At 32.6% G+C, this 23,849-nt stretch carries 27 protein-coding genes; 1 reads left to right on the top strand and 26 read right to left on the bottom strand.

What is annotated here, in order from left to right; all coding sequences use genetic code 11:
- Nucleotides 1-35: 35 nt before the first annotated feature.
- The 17 genes from GKG00_RS01250 to GKG00_RS01325 form a co-directional block, all read right to left on the bottom strand.
- The gene (locus GKG00_RS01250; protein WP_172976406.1) at nucleotides 36-818 is read right to left on the bottom strand and encodes a rhodanese-like domain-containing protein; all 783 of its coding nucleotides are present in this window, start codon (nucleotides 816-818) and stop codon (nucleotides 36-38) included.
- 101 nt (nucleotides 819-919) lie between these two features.
- Nucleotides 920-1,816, bottom strand: coding sequence for a 4Fe-4S binding protein (locus tag GKG00_RS01255; RefSeq protein WP_154253853.1), 897 nt, complete (start codon nucleotides 1,814-1,816; stop codon nucleotides 920-922).
- Complete coding sequence (locus GKG00_RS08860) at nucleotides 1,809-1,961, bottom strand: CD1871A family CXXC motif-containing protein (RefSeq protein ID WP_002835608.1); 153 nt, start codon at nucleotides 1,959-1,961, stop codon at nucleotides 1,809-1,811. Before GKG00_RS08860 ends, GKG00_RS01255 begins: the two co-directional genes overlap by 8 nt.
- A 15-nt stretch (nucleotides 1,962-1,976) precedes the next feature.
- Nucleotides 1,977-3,131, bottom strand: coding sequence for a TlpA disulfide reductase family protein (locus GKG00_RS01260; protein WP_154253856.1), 1,155 nt, complete (start codon nucleotides 3,129-3,131; stop codon nucleotides 1,977-1,979).
- 218 nt (nucleotides 3,132-3,349) lie between these two features.
- Complete coding sequence (locus GKG00_RS01265; protein WP_154253858.1) at nucleotides 3,350-4,210, bottom strand: DegV family protein; 861 nt, start codon at nucleotides 4,208-4,210, stop codon at nucleotides 3,350-3,352.
- A gap of 211 nt (nucleotides 4,211-4,421) precedes the next feature.
- Complete coding sequence (locus GKG00_RS01270; RefSeq protein WP_154253860.1) at nucleotides 4,422-4,820, bottom strand: hypothetical protein; 399 nt, start codon at nucleotides 4,818-4,820, stop codon at nucleotides 4,422-4,424.
- On the bottom strand, nucleotides 4,810-5,550 hold the full coding sequence (locus GKG00_RS01275) for an NAD-dependent protein deacylase (RefSeq protein WP_154253862.1): 741 nt from the start codon (nucleotides 5,548-5,550) through the stop codon (nucleotides 4,810-4,812). The genes GKG00_RS01270 and GKG00_RS01275 overlap by 11 nt, the downstream gene beginning before the upstream one ends.
- Nucleotides 5,543-6,451 (bottom strand): DMT family transporter, encoded by a 909-nt coding sequence (locus GKG00_RS01280; RefSeq protein WP_346962820.1) that lies wholly within the window; start codon nucleotides 6,449-6,451, stop codon nucleotides 5,543-5,545. The genes GKG00_RS01275 and GKG00_RS01280 overlap by 8 nt, the downstream gene beginning before the upstream one ends.
- Nucleotides 6,451-6,906, bottom strand: coding sequence for an NUDIX domain-containing protein (locus tag GKG00_RS01285; protein WP_154253864.1), 456 nt, complete (start codon nucleotides 6,904-6,906; stop codon nucleotides 6,451-6,453). Before GKG00_RS01285 ends, GKG00_RS01280 begins: the two co-directional genes overlap by 1 nt.
- Before the next feature lie 9 nt (nucleotides 6,907-6,915).
- Complete coding sequence (mobB, locus tag GKG00_RS01290) at nucleotides 6,916-7,923, bottom strand: molybdopterin-guanine dinucleotide biosynthesis protein B (RefSeq protein ID WP_154253866.1); 1,008 nt, start codon at nucleotides 7,921-7,923, stop codon at nucleotides 6,916-6,918.
- Nucleotides 7,920-9,101 (bottom strand): molybdopterin molybdotransferase MoeA, encoded by a 1,182-nt coding sequence (locus GKG00_RS01295; protein WP_154253868.1) that lies wholly within the window; start codon nucleotides 9,099-9,101, stop codon nucleotides 7,920-7,922. Before GKG00_RS01295 ends, mobB begins: the two co-directional genes overlap by 4 nt.
- 10 nt (nucleotides 9,102-9,111) lie before the next feature.
- Complete coding sequence (locus tag GKG00_RS01300; protein WP_002835617.1) at nucleotides 9,112-9,747, bottom strand: formate/nitrite transporter family protein; 636 nt, start codon at nucleotides 9,745-9,747, stop codon at nucleotides 9,112-9,114.
- Nucleotides 9,748-9,749: 2 nt separating this feature from the next.
- The gene (gene fdhD / locus GKG00_RS01305; protein WP_094205249.1) at nucleotides 9,750-10,502 is read right to left on the bottom strand and encodes a formate dehydrogenase accessory sulfurtransferase FdhD; all 753 of its coding nucleotides are present in this window, start codon (nucleotides 10,500-10,502) and stop codon (nucleotides 9,750-9,752) included.
- Nucleotides 10,503-10,645: 143 nt separating this feature from the next.
- Nucleotides 10,646-11,245, bottom strand: coding sequence for an epoxyqueuosine reductase QueH (locus tag GKG00_RS01310; protein ID WP_241673630.1), 600 nt, complete (start codon nucleotides 11,243-11,245; stop codon nucleotides 10,646-10,648).
- Nucleotides 11,238-11,933, bottom strand: a complete 696-nt coding sequence (locus tag GKG00_RS01315; protein ID WP_154253872.1) for an HAD family hydrolase — start codon at nucleotides 11,931-11,933, stop codon at nucleotides 11,238-11,240. Before GKG00_RS01315 ends, GKG00_RS01310 begins: the two co-directional genes overlap by 8 nt.
- Nucleotides 11,933-12,637, bottom strand: a complete 705-nt coding sequence (locus GKG00_RS01320) for a TrmH family RNA methyltransferase (protein ID WP_154253874.1) — start codon at nucleotides 12,635-12,637, stop codon at nucleotides 11,933-11,935. The genes GKG00_RS01315 and GKG00_RS01320 overlap by 1 nt, the downstream gene beginning before the upstream one ends.
- Nucleotides 12,638-13,618 (bottom strand): C39 family peptidase, encoded by a 981-nt coding sequence (locus GKG00_RS01325; protein ID WP_094205246.1) that lies wholly within the window; start codon nucleotides 13,616-13,618, stop codon nucleotides 12,638-12,640.
- A 113-nt stretch (nucleotides 13,619-13,731) separates the two neighbouring features.
- On the opposite strand from GKG00_RS01325, the gene GKG00_RS01330 reads away from it, so the two are divergent.
- A complete protein-coding gene (locus GKG00_RS01330) occupies nucleotides 13,732-14,436 on the top strand; it encodes a class I SAM-dependent methyltransferase (protein WP_094207562.1) in 705 nt (234 codons plus the stop codon).
- A gap of 44 nt (nucleotides 14,437-14,480) precedes the next feature.
- Here GKG00_RS01330 and GKG00_RS01335 read toward each other — a convergent pair whose 3' ends face one another.
- The 9 genes from GKG00_RS01335 to GKG00_RS01375 form a co-directional block, all read right to left on the bottom strand.
- Nucleotides 14,481-15,932 carry a helicase HerA-like domain-containing protein gene (locus GKG00_RS01335; RefSeq protein WP_346962821.1) on the bottom strand — a complete coding sequence of 484 codons (1,452 nt, stop codon included), beginning with the start codon at nucleotides 15,930-15,932 and terminating at the stop codon, nucleotides 14,481-14,483.
- Between the two features lie 15 nt (nucleotides 15,933-15,947).
- Nucleotides 15,948-16,457 carry a hypothetical protein gene (locus GKG00_RS01340; protein WP_154253875.1) on the bottom strand — a complete coding sequence of 170 codons (510 nt, stop codon included), beginning with the start codon at nucleotides 16,455-16,457 and terminating at the stop codon, nucleotides 15,948-15,950.
- 1 nt (nucleotide 16,458) lies between these two features.
- Entirely contained in the window at nucleotides 16,459-17,736 is a 1,278-nt protein-coding gene (locus tag GKG00_RS01345) for a glucose-6-phosphate isomerase (RefSeq protein ID WP_154253876.1), read from the bottom strand.
- An 8-nt stretch (nucleotides 17,737-17,744) separates the two neighbouring features.
- Nucleotides 17,745-18,851 (bottom strand): PP2C family protein-serine/threonine phosphatase, encoded by a 1,107-nt coding sequence (locus GKG00_RS01350; protein WP_154253878.1) that lies wholly within the window; start codon nucleotides 18,849-18,851, stop codon nucleotides 17,745-17,747.
- 12 nt (nucleotides 18,852-18,863) lie between these two features.
- Nucleotides 18,864-19,985, bottom strand: coding sequence for a class I SAM-dependent RNA methyltransferase (locus tag GKG00_RS01355; RefSeq protein WP_154253879.1), 1,122 nt, complete (start codon nucleotides 19,983-19,985; stop codon nucleotides 18,864-18,866).
- Nucleotides 19,986-20,115: 130 nt separating this feature from the next.
- On the bottom strand, nucleotides 20,116-21,150 hold the full coding sequence (locus GKG00_RS01360) for a DUF4097 family beta strand repeat-containing protein (protein ID WP_002835631.1): 1,035 nt from the start codon (nucleotides 21,148-21,150) through the stop codon (nucleotides 20,116-20,118).
- Entirely contained in the window at nucleotides 21,151-21,465 is a 315-nt protein-coding gene (locus tag GKG00_RS01365; RefSeq protein ID WP_094205238.1) for a PadR family transcriptional regulator, read from the bottom strand.
- Between the two features lie 68 nt (nucleotides 21,466-21,533).
- Complete coding sequence (locus GKG00_RS01370) at nucleotides 21,534-22,577, bottom strand: DNA polymerase IV (RefSeq protein ID WP_154253880.1); 1,044 nt, start codon at nucleotides 22,575-22,577, stop codon at nucleotides 21,534-21,536.
- A 259-nt stretch (nucleotides 22,578-22,836) separates the two neighbouring features.
- Nucleotides 22,837-23,793: an SH3 domain-containing protein gene (locus GKG00_RS01375; protein ID WP_154253881.1), complete on the bottom strand. Its 957-nt coding sequence runs from the start codon at nucleotides 23,791-23,793 to the stop codon at nucleotides 22,837-22,839.
- Nucleotides 23,794-23,849 lie beyond the last annotated feature (56 nt).

Here is a 23,849-nt window from a genome sequence, read left to right on the forward strand (position 1 = left end):
GCGGCCCATATTCTGAGCCGCATTAATTTTAAAAACTATTTTACTAATTCGTAGTCGTGTTCTTTAGTTCCATCTAAAGAGTTGAATACGTCTTTGTTTCCTCTGTCGATTAATTTTTGTGCTAATTGACCAGATTTATTTCCAGAATAGCAATAAGTGTAAACTGGTTTATCTGTAGGAATTTCTGATAATCTTGCATCTGCTTCATCTAATGGAATGTTAATTGCATTTTTGATATGACCTGCATCATAATCTTTTTTATCTCTAACATCAACTATTACGTTATTAGTATCTTCAGATGCTTTTACTAAATCTTCTGGTAAAATGTTAGCGAATTTAACTAATTTGTATTCAAATTTCTTAACGCCTTCTGCGTTTGTAACATCTTTGAATCCGTTATTTACTAAAATTTCAGCAGCTTTTTGGCTTTTCTTTCCTGTGTTGCAAACTGTGATTACAGCTTTATCTTTGTAAGCATCTAACTTAGAAACTTCTTGTTCGAAAGTGTCAATTGGCATATTGATAGCCCATTTAACGTGACCTTGGTCGTATTCTTCTTTGCTTCTAACGTCAACAACCAATACAGTTTCTTTTTTCTTTTTATCTTGTTCGATAGCTTCAAGATCAGCGCCTTTCATTTCTTTTATGGCTGCTTTTTCTTCAGTTTTTTCTTCAGTTTTTTCTTCAGTCTTTTCTGCTGGTTTTTCAGCATTTTCTTCTGTTTTAGTATTATTGTCAGCTGGTTTATCTGAATTATTTGAACATCCAGTAACAGTTAAAGCTGATACTAAAGCTAATGTTAATAAAAGTTTTTTCACTATAAATTCCTCCTAAAAATCTTTTCTATAACATTGTATCATACAGACACTACAAATTCCAAGATTCATTTATTGAAATTTTCTATAAATGATTTTGAGTATTAATTTTTATCTCTTATTCCACAGCTTATCGCATCAACAGGGCAGGCATTTTTGCATCTTGCACATCTAATACATTCCTTATGATTGCAGTTTTTCGTAGGATCCACGTTCATTTGGCAAACTTTCTTGCATCTTCCACAACTAATACATTTGTCTTTGTCCAATCTATATTTAAAAATAGAAATCGGATTGAAAAATGAATAAATTGCACCCAAAGGACAAACATATTTGCAGAAAGGTCTGTAAATCATTATTGAAAGTAAAATCGTAAGTATCAGAATAGTTCCCTTCCAATAATACAAAAATCCGATCGCTCCTCTCATACTTTTGTTGAGTAATACGAGAGGAATTCCTCCCTCTAGCATTCCTACCGGACAAATCAGTTTGCAAAAATACGGAGAGCCTTGTCCCAAAATATCCACCACAAACATCGGCAAAATAATTACAAAAATTAGCAAAATAAAATATTTTAATTTTCTCAAATGTTTATCGTATTTAAAAGTTTTTATCTTTTTGAAAAAAGGGATTTTGTATAACAAATCTTGAATCAATCCAAACGGACACAACCATCCACACACAAATCTTCCCATCAAAGCTCCAATGAAAAACAAAAATCCTACTATGTAATAGCTAAACTTAAAATTAGAGTTTCCAATTACAGCTTGCAATGAACCAATCGGGCAAGAGCCTTTGGCTCCGGGGCAAGAATAACAATTCATCCCCGGAACGCAAATTTTCTTGAGGTTTCCACCGTAAATCTTTCCGGTTTTAAAACCTTCTACATAAGAATTTGTAATCAAAAACCACAGCGATTGGAAAGCGTGTCTGAAATTATCCATTATTTTATATCTGTTTTTCTTCGTTCCAAAGCTTAATAAATTTTTAATCTTATCCAATTCCAATACACTCCATGCAAATTCTTATAGCCTTATCCAACACAACTTTTACTTCGCCGTTGTTGTAACCGTAATAAATCATCCCAACAGACAGAAATAAAATCGTAACTGAAAATATACGGCTATGAATAAATTTTTTGTACATTTAAATCACCTAATTTTATTTGTTTTTCAAATTAGCTAATTCTTTTTCGATAACTTGTTTCCATTCTTCTTTTGATTTTGCACCAGAATAAGTTTCTCCTACAATATTTCCATTTTTATCGACAAAGAAAGTTTCTGGCATTGCTTGTATTCCGTTTAATCTGCCGTTGAAGTTTGATTTGTCTGGCATTAAAAATGGATATGAAGCTTTTGTTTTTTCTTGAATTAGTTTTGCCTTTTTCAATGCTTCATTATTAGTACCATTATCGTCCACAGTATCTGTGACAACTCCTACAATATTTACACCTTTGTTCTTCATTTCTTTTTGAACTTCACTCAAATCAGGAATTTCATTCACACAAGCACTACACCAAGTGGCAAACACATTTACCATTGTAAGGTCGTATTTTGAAAAATCTTTGCTTGAGAAATCTTTGCCATTGATGTCTTTTGTGGATAAATTGTTCAAACCCTTAACAGATTTTTTGTCGAATGCTTCTGTATTTTCCAAATCAGTTTTTTCAGATAATACAAATCCATTTTCAGGACGTGGTTTTTTGTCTATAATATCAATTTGAGTATTAGCAAATTCTTTTGCAAAGCCCTCATTCATTTTGCCTTTTGTGCTTATGTAGTAAGTGAACTTACCATCTTTTGATTTTCCGATTTTCTTATGATTGTCACATTTTGTGATTTTAGCAATCTCAGCTTCGGACATGTTTTTTTCAAACATTCCGATAGTACCAACTCTTTCAAGTTCTTTTTGCCACTTTTCGTATCCATCACCCATCTTATCCACTACTGCATTTTTTTGTTCTTCTGTCAATTTACTGAAAGTAAGCATCGCGTATTTCAATTCTTTGTCGATAGGGCTTTGTTCATCCAGCATCGCAATCTTCTTGTTCGTCATATCTTTTTTAACTTGTTCTGAAAGCTTGAACTTCAATCCCAAAAACTCATATACAAATTCATCTTTTGGTTTTAATGAATAATCAGAAGGTTTGAATTTTTCATTTTCTTGCGTTTTATCGTCCTTCATTCCCGCTTCTTTTGGACTTACCACTTTAGTTTCTTTTCCCGTATTTCCACTAGATTTTTGGCATCCAACTGCTCCAACGCTAAAACACAAAGCTAGTAGCAAAGTTGTTCCTTTTAAAACATTTTTTCTCATAATTTCCTCCATAAAATATCTAAGTTCATTTTTAGATAACACGGTCTCGTGTGATCTGATATTATATTACGATAGTTTTATGAAATGTTCGTGAAACAAAAAACTTTTTTTAATTAAATTAAATCGCAGTTAATAAAATCCCTATTTAAACGCAAAAAAATAATGCGTTAGTTAAAACGCACTATCATTTATTTTAATTTTCTATATATTATTTTAGATTAAGCTTCAGTGTTTACAATCCCAACAGCAATGCTTCCATTTCCCGAATGGCAAACTAAAACCGGAGATATTGTTTCTATATCGAAAGGCAAATTATTTTCAGTCTTTAATTCATCATAGATTTCACTAGCTTCTTGTTTGGAATCTGCGTGTACCACGAAATACTCATAGCCTTTGGCTGCATTATTTTTCTCTGTGCTAACCAATTTCATCAAATGTTTTATAGCTCTTTTTTTGCCAATAACTTTATCCACTATGTCTAATTTTCCATTTTCTAATTTCAAAATAGGTTTTAGGCTCAGTGCATTCCCGATTAATCTCTTGGATTTACTAATTCTTCCACCTTTTTCAAGATATTTTAAAGTATCCACTAATAAGAAAATCTTACCAGTCAATTTGATTTTATTTACATAATCTTCTATCTCATCCAACGATTTATTTTGCTGAATCATTTCCACGGCTTTTTTAATTAAAATCCCCTGTCCAAGAGATGCCGATAAACTATCAACAATTCTGATGTCCACGTCGTACTGTTCTTGAATAATTTTCTTGGCAATCTCTGCTGATTGGTACGATCCACTCAGTTCAGATGTTATCGTAAAACATATTATGTCACTGCCTTGTTTTGCCGCCTTTTCGAATTCTATTTTGTAATCGTCCGGGCTTGGCTGTGAAGTTTTTGCAAAAAATTGCGAATCGTTTTTCATCATCTCCAATAATTCTTCTGATTGGATTTCAATTTTATCTTTAAGTGATGTATCTTCGTTTATGATTATATTAAATGGAACAATTCCTATGTTATTTTGTTCCGTATAGGCTTTTTTTAAATCGCAAGCTGAATCTGATATGATTTTTATCATCGTTTGCTCCTCCTAATTATTTTTTTAATGATAACATTTATTGTTCACGCGGTCAATTATATGTAATTTATATACATAAACTCATGAAATTTTAGCCAATTATACATTATTAACCCAAATTATTACTTTTAAACGAATAATTCATCAAATAAAAACACAAAAAAATCTATTATCAAGCGACTAGCTCAATAATAGATTCACAGATTTTTTATTAACTTTTCTTCACAAATTTATGTCCACAATGAGGGCAAGTTACTTTGATTTTTCCTTTATTTCTTGGAATTTTCATTTCTTTCTTGCAGTTTGGACATTTAATGTACTTCTTGTCCTTGGAATTTAAAGCTCTGATTTTATATTTTTCAAAAAAATCCGTCATAGGCTTTACAGCCTTCGCGAATTTTTGATTTTCAACCATTCTTTGATATTTATTAACAGAAAAAACTCTGAAAATCCCAAAATACATAATCAAAATCATCGTAATGACTTCTATAACTCTATTTTTAAATTTTAAATTAATCAAAGAAAGTATCAGAGCGACTATTATCATAGTTTTCGACAAAAAATCCACTCCGTACACTTTTTGCAAATAATTTTTTATTTTATCTTTCATCAATATCCCTCGTCACATATTCTAAAGTTTTTGCGATATCGTCGTGAATGACGATATTTGCCATATTGTCGTAGCTTGTACGATCTCGATTAATCAGTATCAAATTATCTCCTCTAAAATAATTTATAAGCCCACTCGCAGGATACACGACAAGTGAACTTCCAGCTACAATCATAGTGTCTGCTTTATTTATCCAATTGATTGCTTTTGCAAATTCACTTTGTGGTGGAACTTCTCCGTACAATGTAACATCTGGACGCACAACACCTCCACATTTTTCACATTTGCAAGGTCTGTTTTGTTTGTAATAATCCAAATCGTATTTTGCACCACAATTCACACAGTAATAATCTCTCAAATTGCCGTGAATTTCAGCGATATTTTTCGTTCCAGCCATTTTGTCCAAGCTGTCGATATTTTGAGTAATAACGCCAAGAAGTTTGTTTGCTTTTTCTAATTTCGTCAAAGACAAATGAGCTTTGTTTGGTTTTACTCCATCAATAATCAAATTTTCCAAAACATAATTCTGAAATAAATCGGGACGTGTCACGAAAAATTCGTGGCTCAACATATATTCTGGTGAAAAATCGCTGTCGTTTTTCTTGTTGTAAAGTCCCGTTGCAGATCTAAAATCCGGAATTCCAGATGCAGTAGACACTCCTGCTCCACCGAAAAACACGATTTTGTCACTTTGTTCTACAATTTGTTTTAATCTTTCAACATCATCCATTTTTTACCGCTCCCTTTGCTTTTCTTTCTTGAAATCTAGTTGAAACTGCCAATATCATCACCGACAAAAATATCATAAAACAGCCAAGCAATCTTCTTGGATCTGTAGTTTCGTTAAATAAAATAATTCCTAAAATTACAGATGTAATTGGTTCCAATGTCGAAAAAATCGTGTACGTGCTAACACCTGCATTCACAATGGAAAGTTGAATGAATAACGTTCCAAAAACTGAAACCAATATCGAAATCACGAATGCAATTATCCACGCATATCTTGATAAAGACAACGTAAAATCTCCAGTAATAAGTCCAAATATCAAAAGCATCGTTGAGTTAATTGTGCAATTGTAAAATGTAACTTTGACACTGTCCATGTTTTTTAGCCCCGATACATCCATATAAATCAAATAAAAAGAATAAGTACAACCAGATGCCACAGCCAAAAACATTCCCAATGGAAAATTACTGCTTCCACCGACATTATTTGCGAGTAAAATAACTCCGATTATAGATGCGATCAGTGAGATGAATTTGTATTTCGTCATCTTTTCATTTAGGAACATAACCGAATACACTGTTACAATCGTCGGAAAAATAAAATGAATAGAAGTTGCAAGCCCAACGGAAATGTATTGATACGACGCGTAAAGCATTGTCATTGTGATACAACCACCAATGCTACACATCAAAATTAGTTTTTTCAATTCTTGGTTTGTAACTTTGAGGCTGACATTTCTGCTTTTCAATGAAATAATCAAAAATGGAATTACGAAAAACCCCCTCAAAAAAGAAGTCATAATTACGTTACTTCCATTGCTCAGAGTTTCTCTGACCATAATCGGTGTAAATCCAAAAATCAACGCCGATATTATGGCGAACATCATTCCTTTAGCTTTTCTCACTATTTATAACACTCCTTTTTTACGCATTTATTATCTTCATAATAAAGCACGATTTCAGAATATTCCCCGTCGTAAATAGCGAAAATTTCACCCATAGAATCGCTATGGCCATCCATGTTTTTAAATTCTTGGTAATCTATAAATTCCAACGTTCCTTCGATATTTTCCTTTATCAATTCTCCAGAAAAATCATCAGTTTCATACAAAAATCCGACAATTCTGTCGTTGTTGTCAATGTCGTACCAGCTAATCATTCCAACATATTTTATGTTTTCAATATCCAAATTAGTTTCCTCTTTCGCTTCTCTAATGACAGATTCAGTTATAGATTCTACCTTTTCGACATGACCTCCTGGAAAAGTTAACCCTTCCCAGCCGTATTTTTTTACTTTATCTAAAACCAAAACATCATTTCCACGATTGATTTTTATCATATTGCACAAAATATTTTCCATAAATACCTTCTAAATTTTAAATTTTCGAATAATGTAGTCTGTAAACTCTGATGGATTATTTATATCGAAATTATCATACCCCGTAAAATTTCTGTCGCTAATAATTCCGTATTTATTTACATCGCTACATACCAAATTATCTGTAAGAGTACATTCGTATTTAATGAAATCTGAATCCTTCATTCCTTCGATAATAATCAAATCGACATCGTCCAATAATTTGATCAAATCATAAATATTTTTACTCCTACCATCTAATTTAAAGTATTTATCGTTAAAAATCAAGGTCTGACAAGCGCCGTACTCTTTGTAATAAAAAGTGTCAGTATCTTTGAAATCAAGCTCAAAATCGTGCCCATCGTGTTTAATTACCGAGCAGCTTTTACCCCTATTTTTCAATTCTCCAACAAGCTTTTTAATAAAAGTAGTCTTGCCACTATTTTTTTTGCCGCAGATACAAATCAAAGGCGTCGCATTTTGTTTTAATTCCTCTGGATAATTAATATTAACAAATTCATCCTCAAAAATTGTGTATTTCAAATTAACAAATTTCGCATCGATTTTCTTAACCAAATTCATCACACGATAATCTCCAATTTGTAGCATTCCTTCTATAACAGGAATAATTTTTTTCGAAAAAATCCCGCAAGTAGGATAGCATCTCCCATCTGTTTCAAAAATTACAGCTTCATCTGAAAAACTTGCGATAGATGCTGCAAAATCCACCAAATCAGATTTTACATTTATCATATCGCAAGAAGTTATAAATACATATTCATTTGTAGAATTTTTTAAAATCTCCAATATTCCACTCAAAGGTCCCGCATCAATATAAGTGTCCTTTACAGTTTTAATTGGAGAATAATCGGCTGTATTAGATGAAACAATTACTTCAAAATCTTTGAACCTATCTATTAATTCCTCTATAAAAGTGTGACCGTAAAAGTTCAAATTAAACTTGTCTTGACCCATTCTCACACTTTTTCCGCCAGCCAATATTCCTACAGAAGCTCTCATATTTCACCCAAATATATATAATCCACGCTTGAACCCACTTCCAAATTTTCGTTTTGTTTTTGAAGTAAAAGCGCATTACAATTTGTCAAATCTTGTAGCATAGAATTCTTGTGCTTATCAAAAATCGTAATCTCAGAATCTTTTACAAAACATCTGACGTATCGTTGAAGCTTGGAAGGTTTCATCGAGCCTTTTACAACTTTTCCTTTTTCAAATTGTTTTACATTTAATCCATAATATTTATTGTACAAATCCCAAAATAAAACTTCAAAATTACAAAAAGCTGCAAACGGACTTCCAGAACACGACAACACAATTGTGTCACCTACTTTTGATGCCATCACTGGAGTTCCAGGCTTCATGGCAATTCTATGAAACAAAACTTCTCCGATTTGTTTCATGCAGGTTTCCATTAAATCTTTGTCACCAACACTAACTCCGCCCGTTGTTATAACGATATCTGATTTTTGTGTTAGGTTTTTTATTTCTTTTATAATTGATTTTTCATCATCCATGCAGTTTTTTTGTTCGACAACTTCTACGCCTGAATTTTTTAGAATAGATTTCAATGTAAAAGTAGTTGAACTGTAGATTTTACCTGGAGTATAATCATCCCCAGGATACAACAATTCAGATCCTGTCGACAATAGCGCTACTTTTAATTTCCTATAAACTTTAACTTTTGCATAACCATTTGAAGCCAAAATCGATAAATCAACTGAAGAAATCCTCGTGTTTTTAGGAATTAACAAATCTCCTTTGGACACATCTTCGCCTTCTTTGATGTAGTAATCAAAAGGCTTGTAAGATTTTTTGATTTCAATAAAATCATCAACTACTTCGCAGTCTTCTTGTTTTACAATTGCATCGTAGCCTTGTGGTACGAATGCACCTGTCATTATTCTCACGCAAGTATTTTCTTCGTATTCAAAGTCATTGCAATCACCTGCAAAATTCGTCCCAATAATTTTCTTTTTCGATAATTTGTCAAAATCTTTGCTACTTACAGCATATCCATCCATTGCACTTTTTGGATAAGGAGGATTGTTGAACTTCGCCAACACATCCTCCGCCAAAACTCTGTTATAAGCATCATCGATATCAATTTCCTCAATATCAGATGCTTTTTTTTGTATTTTTCTAAGAATCTCCTTAGCTTTTTCTACTTGTAATAACATTTATTCAACCTTATTCACTCTTTAATTTTGTGTTGATTTTTCTCATTGTTGGAATCAAAATTCCGCCCAACACATTACCCAAAGTAATGACAATTAGAGCGATAATTGTTTGTGAATTCCACATTCTTGCCATTTGAATGTAAAACATATCTGCAATACAGTGTTCAAATCCGCATAGGATAAATACCATAATGCTCATTACAATTCCCAAATATTTTCCAATTTCGTGAGGATTGTTTAAGTATTGATCCACAGCGTGAACAACCATAATATTACAGAAAATACCCAAAACAAACAAACTAATCAAAGTATCGTCTGCTTTTACTTGAACCAATTTCGTGGATTTTTCGATAATTCCTGGGGCAACTCTTGTAAGACGAACCAATTCCGCTACGATAATACTACCAACTAAATTTCCAACCCACACCATCAAGCACCATGGCAAATAAGTTTTCACATCATTACAGAACAGATATCCAACTTTTCCCGTAAACAAATTATACTTCAAAGTACACACAGCAAAAAGTCCCAAACTGAACATAAATGCTCCAACGATTTTATTGTCTAGGCTCAAAAACACAACTCCGCCCATAGCAATAAATGCCCCTGCCATAATGGCATACAAAAAATCCGCTAATTTTTTCATAACTAATCCTTCTTTCTAAAATCCCTATAAATATTTAAACGACTTTGTTTACAAAAGCCGATTACGGACAAATTATATTTGCTTGCTAGTTCCAAAGAAATATCCGTTGGTGCACTTCTAGAAACTATGACAGAAATTCCTGAATTGATACATTTTTGAACAATTGATGAAGGAATTCTCCCTGATGTAAATGCAATCAGATCGGATAATTTTTCGCCTTTCAATACAGCTGTTCCAACGGCTTTGTCAAAAGCGTTATATCTACCGATATCATCACATTGGCAAATTATTTCTCCATTTTTTGCCAAAACAACAGAATGCACATTGCCAGTTTCTTTGAATAACTGCGATCCCGATAAATTGTAATTGGAAATCTTCAACAACGTTTCTTCATCCCAATCAATCGGAGTGACTTTTTCATTTCTGTTTGTAAAATTGTATGGAACATTTTTGTAATCTCCACTTTCTGTAGTCACATGACTTGGAGTGTTATCGATATCTTTCAACTCAACATTACAAATATTTCCATCAATATTTATATCTACGTTTTGTATATCTTCTGGCCTTACAATATTTTCCGTGATAAGATATCCCGTCACAAGTTCTTGTAAATCCTTTTCAATACACAAAAGTTTAACAATCGGTTTCGAATTAATATTGATATCCAACAAAAATTCTCTAAGAATAACATCTTCTACTTCTTCTATAACTCCATCGTTATATTTCTTAACCATTACATTTTTTTCAAAATTCATAAAATCTCCTTTATTTAATTATATCAAACAACTTTAGCCGATTCAAATACTATAATTCCAAATTTTTATAATAATTTTGTCATATAATTCTCATTTTAAATATTTTAGAAATGAAAAATCGGCGATAAAAATCACCGATTCAATCAATCATTATTATGTCGTTGTTCTGCTTCTTTTTTGCTGTAAACGCATCCACAGTAATCTTGTCTATACAAATCAAATTCCTTTGATAATTCAATCGACCTCTTGTAACCATTTTTCTTTTTGAAATCAGAGTGCAAGAATTTAGTTTTATGAGTTTGTTCTAATTTTTCTCCGATTTCATTAATCCATTGGCTGTTTTTATGAGGGCTAACCGACAACGTCGTCGTTACAAAATCAAAACCCATCTCATCTGCAATGTCGAAAGTTCTGTCGATTCGCAAATCGTAGCACTCATAGCATCGCTGTGATTTCTCTCCCAAATCCTTATAAGGAGCAACTCTTTCGTAAAATTCATCTGGATCGTATTTGTCGACGATTATATCAATAGGATATTTTGCTTTTGTATTTGCGATGACTTTTTTCTGCTCCACAACTCTCTTATCGAACTCAGATTGTGGAGAAATGTTTGGGTTGTAAAACAAAATAGTTATCTTAAAATACTGTGACAAATATTCCAAAACATAACTGGAACAAGGCCCACAACAACTGTGAAGAAGAAGTGTTTCTCCTCCGTCTAGATTTTCAATTGTTTTATCCAATATTTTTTGGTAATTCTCCATAAAAATCAACTATCCTTCTTTGATCAGAAATCACAAAATCTGCTCCCGATTCTACGAGTTCTTCTCTTTCTCTAAATCCCCACTCAACACCGACACTTGTTACACTCGCATTTTTACACGTCTCAATATCTGTATCAGTGTCTCCAAAATATACAATCTCTTCTTTTTTAATATCCAAATCTTCCACGATTTTTTCTAGCAAAAATGGATTAGGCTTTCTTTTGGTTTCATCTTCCAGTGCAGACACATAATCAAAATAGCCTTTTGGAAATAAATTGTTCAAAATTTTCTCCGCTGCTGGAAGAGTTTTATTCGTGCATACGCAAACAAGCGCGCCCATTTCTTTTAATTTATCCAAACTTTCTCTAATGTATGGATACAGTTGCGTTTTCTTATCGTCATATCCGTTGTAATACTCAATATAGCTGTCGTAGATTTTAGAAAATTTCGAATTAATCACTGCTTCATCCAAATTATCACGCTCTATTAAATAATTCAAAGATTTTTCCACCAAAATTTTAGGTCCATCTCCAAGAAAATAATTAAATTTTTCCTTTTCTACAGGTTTAAGCCCGAATTTTTTAGTGGTATAGTTGAAACAATTATTTATCATTTCAATAGAATCTATCAACGTTCCGTCCAAATCAAATACAAATACTCTCTTCATTAAATCACCCTCGATTGATACATTGCAATGGAACAAGCTATCGGTAAATTCAAGGAGTCCACATCCTTAGATTGATTGATGAAAATCTTATTTTCATTGTAGTATTCTTTTGGAAGCCCTGCCCCTTCATTTCCAAATGCCAAGCTAAATGGTTGTTCGAACTTCACATCGCCAAGTTCATCTGAACTTTCATCTAGCAAAAACGAATAAATCTTATTTTCCGGGAAATTTTTCTTATAATCTTGTAGGTTATCAAATCTTTGGATATTCAATTTGAAAAAAGCTCCCATACTGGCACGGACAACTTTAGGATTGTAAACATCACACGTATTTGATATCAAAGCCAAATCCTTATATCCAAATGCAAGCATACTTCTCATAATCGTTCCGAGATTTCCCATGTTGTCTATTCCGTCCAAAATTATGTGGTTTTTTTCTTGTAATTTTGATTTTTGCTTTTTGAAAACTCCAATCACGTATTCCTTATCTTTTAATGAAATTTTGTTTATTTGTTTACTTGAAATCGTATAAGGAATTTTCTTATCATTCAATATATTTATCAGTTTTTCTGTGTCATTGAAATCCTCAGAAATTAAGACCTCCTCAACAATATCAGCCTTATTTTCAATAAGTTCATAAGTTGGAAAAGGTCCCATTGTATAAGAATATTCAAGATCTTTTTTGTATTTTGTGTATTTTTTCATTTATACTCCATTACTAAACACCCACATCGCTTTGATTTGTGGTTGTAATCTGTCATATTTCCATGATTTTTGCGAATTAGTAAAACTATTCGGATCGTTAATTATAATATTGCCATTTGAATCTATTCCCGAAATCACCATAACATGTCCCGTTTGTGTGAAATCACCAGGTCTTACAGAAATTAGGATCGGATTTCCTTTTTTTATATTCTCTTTTATAACATTATAATTCGCATCCATTTGCACAGCTTTCAATCCGTATTTTCTTGCGATATAAGGATAAAATCCCCAGCTTGTTCCTTCTGATGACGAATATCCGTTGCGATCACTTTCTTCTGCTATTTTAGCTGGAGTGATTGAAGGATCGTTTTTCAAATACGACATCGCCATAGCGCAACTTGTAGGGCCACATCCAGTAAAACCTATAATTCCGTATCCGTATTTTTCATAACCCCATCTCTTGTCCCACTGCAAATACAATGGCACATTTGAATTATTTGCATTTTCTGGATATGAATAGTCGTTTTTTATTGTAGAATCAATTGTTTTCGCCACGAAATTAACCGCAGTGTAGTTATTACCAGCAAGTTTTAAAAGAGATGGATGAATGTCATCAGCGTTTTTCATCACTAATTTTGCATTAGGATTGTACTTAGCGTAAACTTCCAAATTGTGCAACAATTCATTTCTCTTAAATGTGTTTTGGTAAATATTTTCAGTTTTTTTGATTTCTTCAAAAACCTCCTCATCAGTTTTCTCTTTTTCCACTGGTTCTTCTGGTTTGGAGTCTTGTTGTACGGAAGTTTTTTTCTCCTGAGCTATCTCAGCTTGTTTTTGTTCAGCTGCATGCTCTTGTCTATCGTTTTTTACTTTTATGATTGAAAATAGAATTACTAGAAGAAATACAGAAAACACAATCCTTCGTTTTACTGCGCGTCTTCTTTTTTCTTCTAGAAATCTATCGTGATTATTACGTATCAAGTTTCCACCTCATTTATCTAATTATATCACAGGATTTGAAATTATTACAAAATTATGACAACTTTATAAAATTGTAACATTCTTTTGGGTATAAATACATTAGAGGTGATGATATGAGTAAATTTTACGATTCAATTTCAGATAATTACGAAGATATATTTCAACCAAATGACAAGCAAATAAATTTCTTAGAAGAACATGCTAAAGGCAAAATCTTGGATGTTGCGTGTGCCACAGGAAAAGTTGCGAAAAGACTTCAAGATGATGGGTTTGATGTGATGGGGATTGATTTGGAAGAAAAGTTTGTGAACAAAGCGATTAATGAAAATAAAATCGATGCTAAATGTATGAATATGCTAGATATCGACAAATTGAGAGATAATTTCGGTTTGATTTATTGCATCGGAAATTCTTTGGTACACTTGGAATCTTCAGAAAAAATAAATGAATTTTTGAAAAAATGCTACGACAAGTTAGACACAAAAGGAAATCTTGTAATTCAAATCATTAATTTCTATCCATTTTTACAAGTAGATGATGATTACTTAGGAAATCTTCCTACTATCAAAAACAAAAAAGTTGAATTTGTACGAAAATATTTCAGAAGCGGTGATTTTATACGATTTAACACAGTTATGACAGCCGGTGATAAATCCATTGAAAACGACGTTAATTTATTTCCGATAACATCTGATGAATTAGTAACACTTTTAGAACAAAATGGTTTTGAGAATATAAAAATATACGGTGGATTTAATAAAGCAGAATTCGATAAGGAAAATTCTAGACCGTTAGTATTAGTCGCCGAAAAACTATAAAATAATCTTTAGCACATTTAAAAACCTCCCATCTGGGAGGTTTCTTAAAATTTTATGCTCTTTTTTATTGATCCAAAAATTCCGCGCGCGATATCTCTTCCGATTTGTCTTGTAAAACTACCAAGCATGGAGTTAATGCTTTTAGACGCGAAATCTTCTATCGGAGATTTTTCTTGTTTCTTGGATTTCTTAGTTTGTTTTTCCGGCTCTTCTTTGATTTGATTTTGCAATTTTTTTTGCAATATTTCATAAGCAGATTCTCTGTCGATTGATTGTGAATATTTTTGATGCAAATCAGAGTTTTTCACAATATAATCCACGTCTGATTTAGAAAGTGGCGTAAATGATGAATGTGGTGGAAGTACGAGTCCTTTTTTAGTTATACTTGGTGCTCCTTTTTCATCCAAAAATGAAATCAACGCTTCACCTGTTCGTAAGTTTACAATTTCATCTTTTACATTCATATCTTCGTTTGCTCTGAAAGTTTCAGAAACTTTTTGCACAGCCTTCAATTCTTTTGGAGAGAATGCTCTCAATTGATGCACAATTCTATTTCCTAATTGCGAAGAAATCGAATCTGGAATGTCTAGTGGGTTTTGTGTGATGAAGAATATTCCCACGCCTTTTGAACGAATAAGTCTTACAACTTGTTCTATTTTATCCATTATCATTTTGTTTGCATTATCAAATAACAAATGTGCTTCGTCAAAGAAGAACACAAGTTTTGGGATTTCTGGGTTGCCAACTTCTGGTAGTGATTCGAAAAGTTCTGATAACAGCCACAACAAAAACATCGAATACAAGTTTTTTTCGTTAATAAGTCTTGCAGAAGAAATTATATTCACAAATCCGCGTCCATCAGAATCTGTCTTCATCAAATCTCTTATATCCAAACTTGGTTCTCCCAAGAATTTATCTGCACCCATATCTTCGATGTACAATAATTTTCTCATGATTGCGCTAATACTTTGAGTTGTGATATTTCCGTATTTTTTTGAATAAACTTCCCTGTTGTCCGACAAATGATTAAGCATAGAACGCAAATCTTTTATGTCCAACAACAATAGCCCTTCCTCATCTGAAACCCTAAATGCAATATTCAAAATTCCCGCTTGAGTATCGTTCAAATCCAAAATTTGCGATAACAAAATCGGACCCATTTCAGAAACTGAAACTCTCAATGGAAGACCAGCTTCTCCGTAAACATCCCACAAATTCACAGGATAGTTTTTGAAATTAAAATCAGTGATATTCATTTCATCTAGTCTAGATTTAAGATTATCGTTCATTTCACCAACCGATGCTAAGTTTGACAAATCTCCCTTAACGTCTGACAAAATAGTTGGCACTCCCAAATCTGAGAAATATTCGCACAACACTTTTAATGTAACTGTCTTTCCGCTTCCAGTCGCTCCTACGATAAGCCCATGTTGATTTACTTTATTTGAAAGAAGTTCGATATCTTCGTTTCCTCTTGCAATCAATAATTTTTCCACAATTTCCTCCGCATTCTAATTTTCTTGAATAATTTGTTTCAAATCAATGAAATTGAACAAAGCTTTGTTGTAAAAAGCTTTTGTTTTCTTGTACTTGTTGTAATTGTTGTACACGTTTATTCCGTAAACAAACAAACTAAACACCATCAATATGTATTTGCCAAATATCAAATACAAAATCATTCCCATAATAACATAAAATATTGGGCTGTAATCAAATGGCAAATCGTAAAACACGCTGTAAATTATTTTATCAATGCTAATTAATGCCAAAAATAACCACGCATACATCGCTAGATAGAGCGTATTTGATTCTAATAAATTAAGAATGATTGCTGGAATAAAATACACTCCCGCTCCTATTATTGGCACGAATGAAAACACAGTTATAAAAAACGATTTAACAAAAACGTGGTCTACCTTAGCAAATTTCAAAAATAAAACAGATGTCAATAAAACCAATATTATTTTCGAAACCTCGTAACTTTTCTCGTACAAAATTATTTTTTTAAAATTCTCTTTCATATTAATAACCCGGCTTTTCTAATAGTTTAAACATTTGCTTCTTGTATTCTTCAACTCCTGGTTGATTAAAAGGATTCACTCCCAAAACAAGCGCTGAAATCGCAACACTCATCTCGAAGAAATAAATCATATATCCTAGATTTTCTTCATTAATCTCATCAATTTTCACGACAACACTTTCAACATTTGACGACAAGTGCGCATTAAGCGTTCCTTGCATAGCCATCTTATTCACATAATCTACTGATTTACCGCTCAAATAATTCAGATTATCCAAATTATCAGCATCGGATTTTATATACAAATCTTTGCGTGGATTTTCTACTGAAATCACAGTTTCAAATACATTTTTTTGTCCATCTTGAATCATTTGACCTACTGAATGCAAATCCGTCGTGAAATTACACATCATTGGGAATATTCCCTTGTTGTTTTTTCCTTCCGATTCTGCGAATAATTGCTTGAACCATTCAGAAAAATATTTTAATCTCATTTCGTAATTAATAAGTATCTCTATATCTTTTCCATTGCGATACATATCATTTCTGAATGAAGCGTATTGCAGTGCAAAATTTGACTCATAGTCAAGTTTTGTAAAATCTTTCATTGCATTGGATGCACCCATCATCAATTTGTCAATGTCCAAGCCTTTTACACAAAGTGGCAATAATCCAACAGAAGTTAGAACGGAAAATCTTCCACCGATATCATCTGGCACTACAAAAGTTTCATAACCATTGATATCAGACAATTCTTTCAATGCACCTTTTTGTTTATCAGTCGTGGCGAAAATTCTGCTCTTTTGTTCTTCTTTTGTGTATTTTTCATCCATTAATTCCTTTATAAATCTAAAAGCGATTGCAGTCTCTGTAGTAGTTCCCGATTTGCTTATTACATTTACACAAAAATCCTTGTCCTTCAAATATTCCAAAAGTTCAGCCAAATACGTAGAAGACAATTGGAAACCAGCGTAGATGATTTCGATGCCCGATTTCTCAAAATAATCGCTCATCGCATAATCAATCGCCTTTGCCCCCATGTAACTACCACCGATTCCAATCACAACCAAGCAGTCAGACGTTTCTCTTATCTTCTTAGCACATTTTTTAATTCTCTCGAATTCTTCTCTGTCGTAATTTTTAGGCAAATCAATCCATCCTGTGAATTCCTTGCCTTCACAGGATTTATTTAAAAGCTTTTCTAAAGCATTTACGGATTCTGTTCTCAAAGTATCCACAGAATTATGACTTGTCGTATTTGAAAAATCTAGCTTGAACATATTTCCTCCTATAGAACCTTCAAACTCACTAGAACAATATCGTCATCCTGTTCCAAAAACCTAAAAGAATTCACCTCGTTTAACACATATTCAATTCTTCTATCTGGAACTTTCATTAAATCTCTTTTTAGTCTTTCTTCGCCGTAAAATTCGTTGTTAAATCCTCTAGTTTCAGTTATCCCATCAGTGTACATAATTAATTCATCACCACTGGAGACCAATATATCTCTCTGATCAAACCCAACTCCTTCAAACATTGGAGAGATAGGATGACCTGTAACCTTTAATTCTTCTAATTTATCATTGGAAATCAAAAATGGAATACCATTGTGCCCAGCATTTGCATATGAAAATATTTTGAGTTTTCTATCGTATAACCCATAAAAAATCGTAAAATATTTGTCTACCGATAAATTAAGTTCAGTAAATGTGGTATTCAAATCCTTCAGCACTCTTTTCGGTCTAGAATCTGTAATTCTACTTACCAAATACCTCATTGTCTGTCTGATAAACATCGTCAAAATAGATGCCGCAATCCCATGTCCCACAACATCTGCGATGTAAATTCCTACAAATCTTTCGTCAATATCTATGCAATCGATGATATCTCCTGACAAATCCCTAGATGAAATATAGCTGTAATCCAAATCCAAACCGACATGCTCACCCTTACTAGGCAAAGTTTTGCTTTGAATGTGCTTGGCGAATTTGATTTCATCCTTGATGTCCTTGTTCGCATTAATCAAATCAATCTGAGTTTTGACCTCTTTTGAAATATCTCTGAAAACCTCGACAGTACTTACCACTTCTCCATCTTTATCCATAACTGGAGAAGAAGTTATGGAATAATCCACGCCATTTATTTTTCTTTTTTCTTTGATAGTGCTGTTCAAACGGTATTTCCTATCTGCCAAACATTTTGGAAAATCTTCACTATAATCCAAATAGCAATTCACTCCTATTGGATTGATAGGCATAGATTTTATCATGCTAGTATTGGCAAATATTATTACCCCATCTTTATCTATTACTCTAACTAAATCCTTCATAGAATTTAGAACCTCGTAATCAGATCCTTTGAAATCACTAACATCTTCACTTGATTTCTTCTCCAAGGATATCTCCTCCTATTTAGGTCTCGGACCAAAATATTGATACAAATAACACTTCATATTTCCGTTGTACATCTTTCTATTTTTAGATGCTTTTTTGCCGTAAAATTTCTCAAACTCTTCGCAATCTGTGATTATATATTGTGATGCAGTCTTGAATTTTGCCATTTTAATTCCCAAATCCTTATAAATCTTCTCGGCTTCTTGTCTTTCGCCAAGCCTTTTTCCATAAGGTGGGTTAGATATTAGAACGAAGTAATTATCATTTAACACAACATTTCTGAAATCCCTCGTCACGAATCTAATATCCTCTCTGACTCCTGCATTTTCCGCATTTGCAATAGCTTTTTCAATCGCTGAGCCATCTACATCACTTGCGAAAATATCTATCTTCTTATCGTAATCAATGCTCTCCAAAGCTTTGGTACGCTCTTGTTTGTATGCATTGTTAAATTTATCATTAAAATTAATAAAATCGAATTTTCTATCAATTCCAGGTGCAATATTTCTGAATTTTCTCGCAGCTTCTATCGCAAAAGTTCCACTGCCGCAGAACAAATCCACAAGAGGTCTGTCGCTATTAGCAAATGATAAATCGATAATTCCTGCTGCTAAGTTTTCTCTTATAGGGGCAAGAACTGATTCTTCTCTGTATCCTCTTTTGTGAAGTCCGTCTCCAGAGGTATCCAAAGTTATCGAACAAATATCTTTTACCAGACTAACTTCAATCCTAAATCTCCCCTTGGATTTTGAGAACCAGTCCACCTTGTATTTTTTCTGAAGAGATTTAATAATCGCCTTTTCCGTAATCGATTGACAGTCTTTAATAGAAAATAATTTTGATTTGTAACTTCTGCCTTCTACAATAAAATTAGAATCCGCTTCCAAAATATTCAACCAATTTATTTTTTCAACGCCCTTAAAAAGTTGTTCGAATGATACAGCCTTAAAATTACCCAATTCGATTAGAACTCTGTCTGCACATCTCAAATTTATATTTAATTTTGCGATATCTTTTTCATCGCCTTCAAGCATTATTCTTCCGTCGTTTACATTCAAATTCTCATAGCCCATATCCAAAAGTTGTCTTTTGACCAAGCTCTCCAAACCGAATGCGCAAGTTACTATTATTTTCAAAATTATTATTCCTCCATATTACCTTCTATTTTATCATATTTTCAATGTTTTTTTTACGTTATAATAATATTTAACTGTAAATTTACAATAAAAAAACTGCAACGAAAAATCATTGCAGTCTATTTAGATTCTAATCTACAGTAATATCTCCACTAACTGTTGCAGCACTTATTTCGATTTCATCATTTGAGAATGATTGGTCGTGAGATTTACTGATTTTTTTCGAACTATCTTTGTAGTAACTATCAATTTGAATTTCACCGCTAACAGTTCTAAGTTCTATAGAACCTTTCTTTTCTTTGATATGGATATTAATATCGCTAGATACACCTCTCACATTCAAATCTTTGTTTTCGTTCACATCGATTTCGATATCGCCACTTACAGTGTTCACTGTGATTTCTGGATTTTCAGAATTCACCTTCACATCACCGCTTACAGTATTAACGTAAATTTCTTTTTTGCATTTGGAAACTTGAACATCTCCACTTGCAGTGTTGACATTTACATTGTTCGATTGTGTAGTGATATTTACATCACCACTTGAAGTGTTGCAAGTAACATCATTACTAATAACATCTACATTTACATCTCCACTTGCTGTCGCAATGTTTAATCCCAAATCACTGTCTTGTGGAATTTTGATAGAAATTGATTTGATGAAACTTTTTTGGAAGAATTTTTCCATTTTAACTTTACCAAGCTTCAACACGTGATTCATATAATCTACATCTAACTTTTGTGTTTCATCAGTTGTAGTGTAAGTTACGATTATTTTATCCAATTCGTGAGTTGACACATCTATGTCCGCATTCGATTTAACTTCAATTCTGTGAAAATCATTGTCAAATTCCAATGTTTGTTGTGACAAATCATAGTCTTTGTCTTTAGATTGGTCAAAAATTTTAGAATTAAAGAAATCACCAATGCTATCCAAGTTAAACATACCAAATAAGTTGTTTTCTCTGATGATTCCAGCTTCTTTACATTCGTTGAATATCTCTCTTGGATTACCTAATTCAGTTGAAATCTCTTCTTCAGTTTTTCCGTTTTCAACGCCGATTCTAAAATGTTCTTCGTAATCATTCTTTATTTCTCTGTAAGTTGTTTCGTCGACATTTCTGAAATAATAATCTAAAAGTTCCATAAATTGTTCTTTATTCATTTAAAAACCCTCCTCTAACAAGGTCTTAACACTTTCAACCAATTTTTTATAATCTTCAAGTTGTGAGTGCAAATAAGTTTTTCCTTCGTCTGTTATCTTATAGTATTTTCTAGATGGACCTGACTCTGATTGTTCAGTGTAATCTTCCAAGTATTTGTCGTTTTTCAATCTTCTAAGCATAGGATAAATCGTTCCTTCGCTCATTGGTATCTTATCTTTTATCTGATCTATAATTTCGTATCCGTAGCTGTCTTGTTTAGATATAACCGATAAGACACATAATTCTAAAATCCCTTTTTTTAATTGTGTGTTCATATCTTACCTCCTGATTACATTATAATACACAGTAGTACATATTGCAAGGTATTATGTAAAGTTTTTTACTATAAAAATTTTAACTGCTCAAAAGTCGTGTCGCTAAGGTTTGCAGCAGTAATCCCAAAAAGTCTGACAGGCTTTTCAATTTTAGTGTTAACCACAAGATACTTCACAATCCTATAAATATCCTTGACATCACAAATGTATTCATCAAGAGTCATTGATTTTGTAATCACCGAAAAATCGCTAAGCTTTATTTTAATCCTAATTGTTTTCGCTTTAATATTTTTCTTATGAAGATCTTCTGCCAATTCTTCGCTGAATTCACTGGCTTTCTTTAGTAATTCATTGTAATTTTTCAAATCTCTTTCAAAAGTGTACTCCACTCCAATAGATTTTCTAATTCTTGACAAATCCAACTGTCTATCGTCAATACCACGAATTCTATCGTAAATCACTTCGCCAAATTTACCAAATAATTCTCTCAAATTATTTCTGGATAAATCGTACAAATCGCATACTTTTTTTATCCCAATATTATTTAGTTTTTCCTCAGATTTTCTGCCAATTCCTTGAATTTTTCCCACATTTAAGTCCATCAAAATATCTGGAATATCATCTTGTGTGATAATTTTGATTCCATGAGGCTTGTTCCAATCTGATGCAAGCTTTGCAAGGCTCATATTGTAGCTAATTCCTATAGAAATAGACAATCCCGTTTTTATCCTGACATTTTCTTGTATTAGATTTGCCAGTTCCAACCTATCCATATCTATATGAGAAATATCCATGCAACCTTCATCTATACTCATCTTTTGAATTTTAGTCGAAAATGCCGACAAAACCTTGAAAACTTTCTCGCTATTTCTTCTGTATTTTTCAAAATCTGGAGTAACTATAACAAGATTTGGAACGATCTTTTTTGCTTGAAATATTGGCATTGCAGAATGCAATCCGTACTTTCTAGCTTCGTAGTTCGCAGTAGTAATTATTCCTCTCTGACTTTTACCACCGACAACCATTGGGACGTGTTTCAATTTTGGATTATCCAGAATTTCACAAGAGGCAAAGAAAGCATCCAAATCAAAATGCAAAAAATTTAAATCCATAACACACCCCTTTCTACTAAAAAAGCCCTCATTATTGAGAGCAGTTTCAATTATAACTTGCAAACCGTAATGCTAAGAACATCATACGATAAAAATTTAATTGATTTCAAATTGAAAATCTTCGTTGAAAAATCCGTCTGTTTGAGCGAATGCGAGTTACGGATTTTAGAAGATTGAATTTTAGAAATCACAAATTTTTTGAGTCCGATGTTCGTGCATGAAGGTTTGCAATTTGCAAAAAGCCCTCATTATTGAGAGCTTAATCGTTAATTTCTAAGTTGTTCGATGATATCCACGCATCGTATGATTTTAGTGAATCTGCACTTTTTATTATCGCATGACACCATACTCTTTGACCTGAATCTGGTTTTGCTTCATAAATGTACACTTCACTTCCCATAGGTATTGAGGAAATCACTTCTGATTTATTGCTTGGTTCTTCGTAAATTTTGGCATTATCTGTAGTTACCAAATAAGTTTTGCCAACTAAACGAATGCACAAATCAATAAGTCTTTTGTTATCATCAGTTTCATAACTTTCATCTTTTTTATCCGGTTGTTTTGTGCTTTCTTTTTCTTTCTTTAATTCTTCTGCTGATTCATTTGCAAGTTTTTCAGCTTTTTCTCTGGCTTCTTTTTCTTTTTTCTCAGACAATGCACGTTGCTTTTCTTCTTCTTGCTTTTTCTCGTTGTATTGATTTTTTGCTTTTTCAACTTCTTTTATCTTGTCGATAACAATAGTTTCGTGTGGCATTACACGTGCGTATGAGTTTAACATATTCAAACTTGCATCAAAGTTGTCATCTTCTACAAATGAATCACTTGCAATTATCACAGCTTGTGTGCTTTCTTGCAATCTTTGTTGCGCTTTTTGATAATTGACGCTATCTTTGTTGCTTACTTTCAAGAAACTTTTTGCTGCATCGACATACTTCATTTCCTTTAAATAATTCACACCATAATCGTAATTATTCTTAGAAGACAAAAGTTCAACAGCTTCACGTTTTTTATCTATATAAGATCCATCGTTTGTTCTATCGTATAACTCACTATAATAATCTACAGCTTTTTGGTATTCGCCATCTACTATACATTGGTGAGCCAATTTATCTAATTTTTCTGCCTTTGATGAATTTAAAATATTTAATCCTACAAAAGCTCCAACAAATATTACTACAGTTACCAAAACTACAGCAATAATATTTTTCTGCTTCATTCATTACACCTCTCTAATATTCTAATGAATAAGCTAGAATAAGTCAATAAACGAAA

Source organism: Finegoldia sp. BIOML-A1, assembly GCF_009678325.1.
GTDB classification, from domain to species: domain Bacteria; phylum Bacillota; class Clostridia; order Tissierellales; family Peptoniphilaceae; genus Finegoldia; species Finegoldia magna.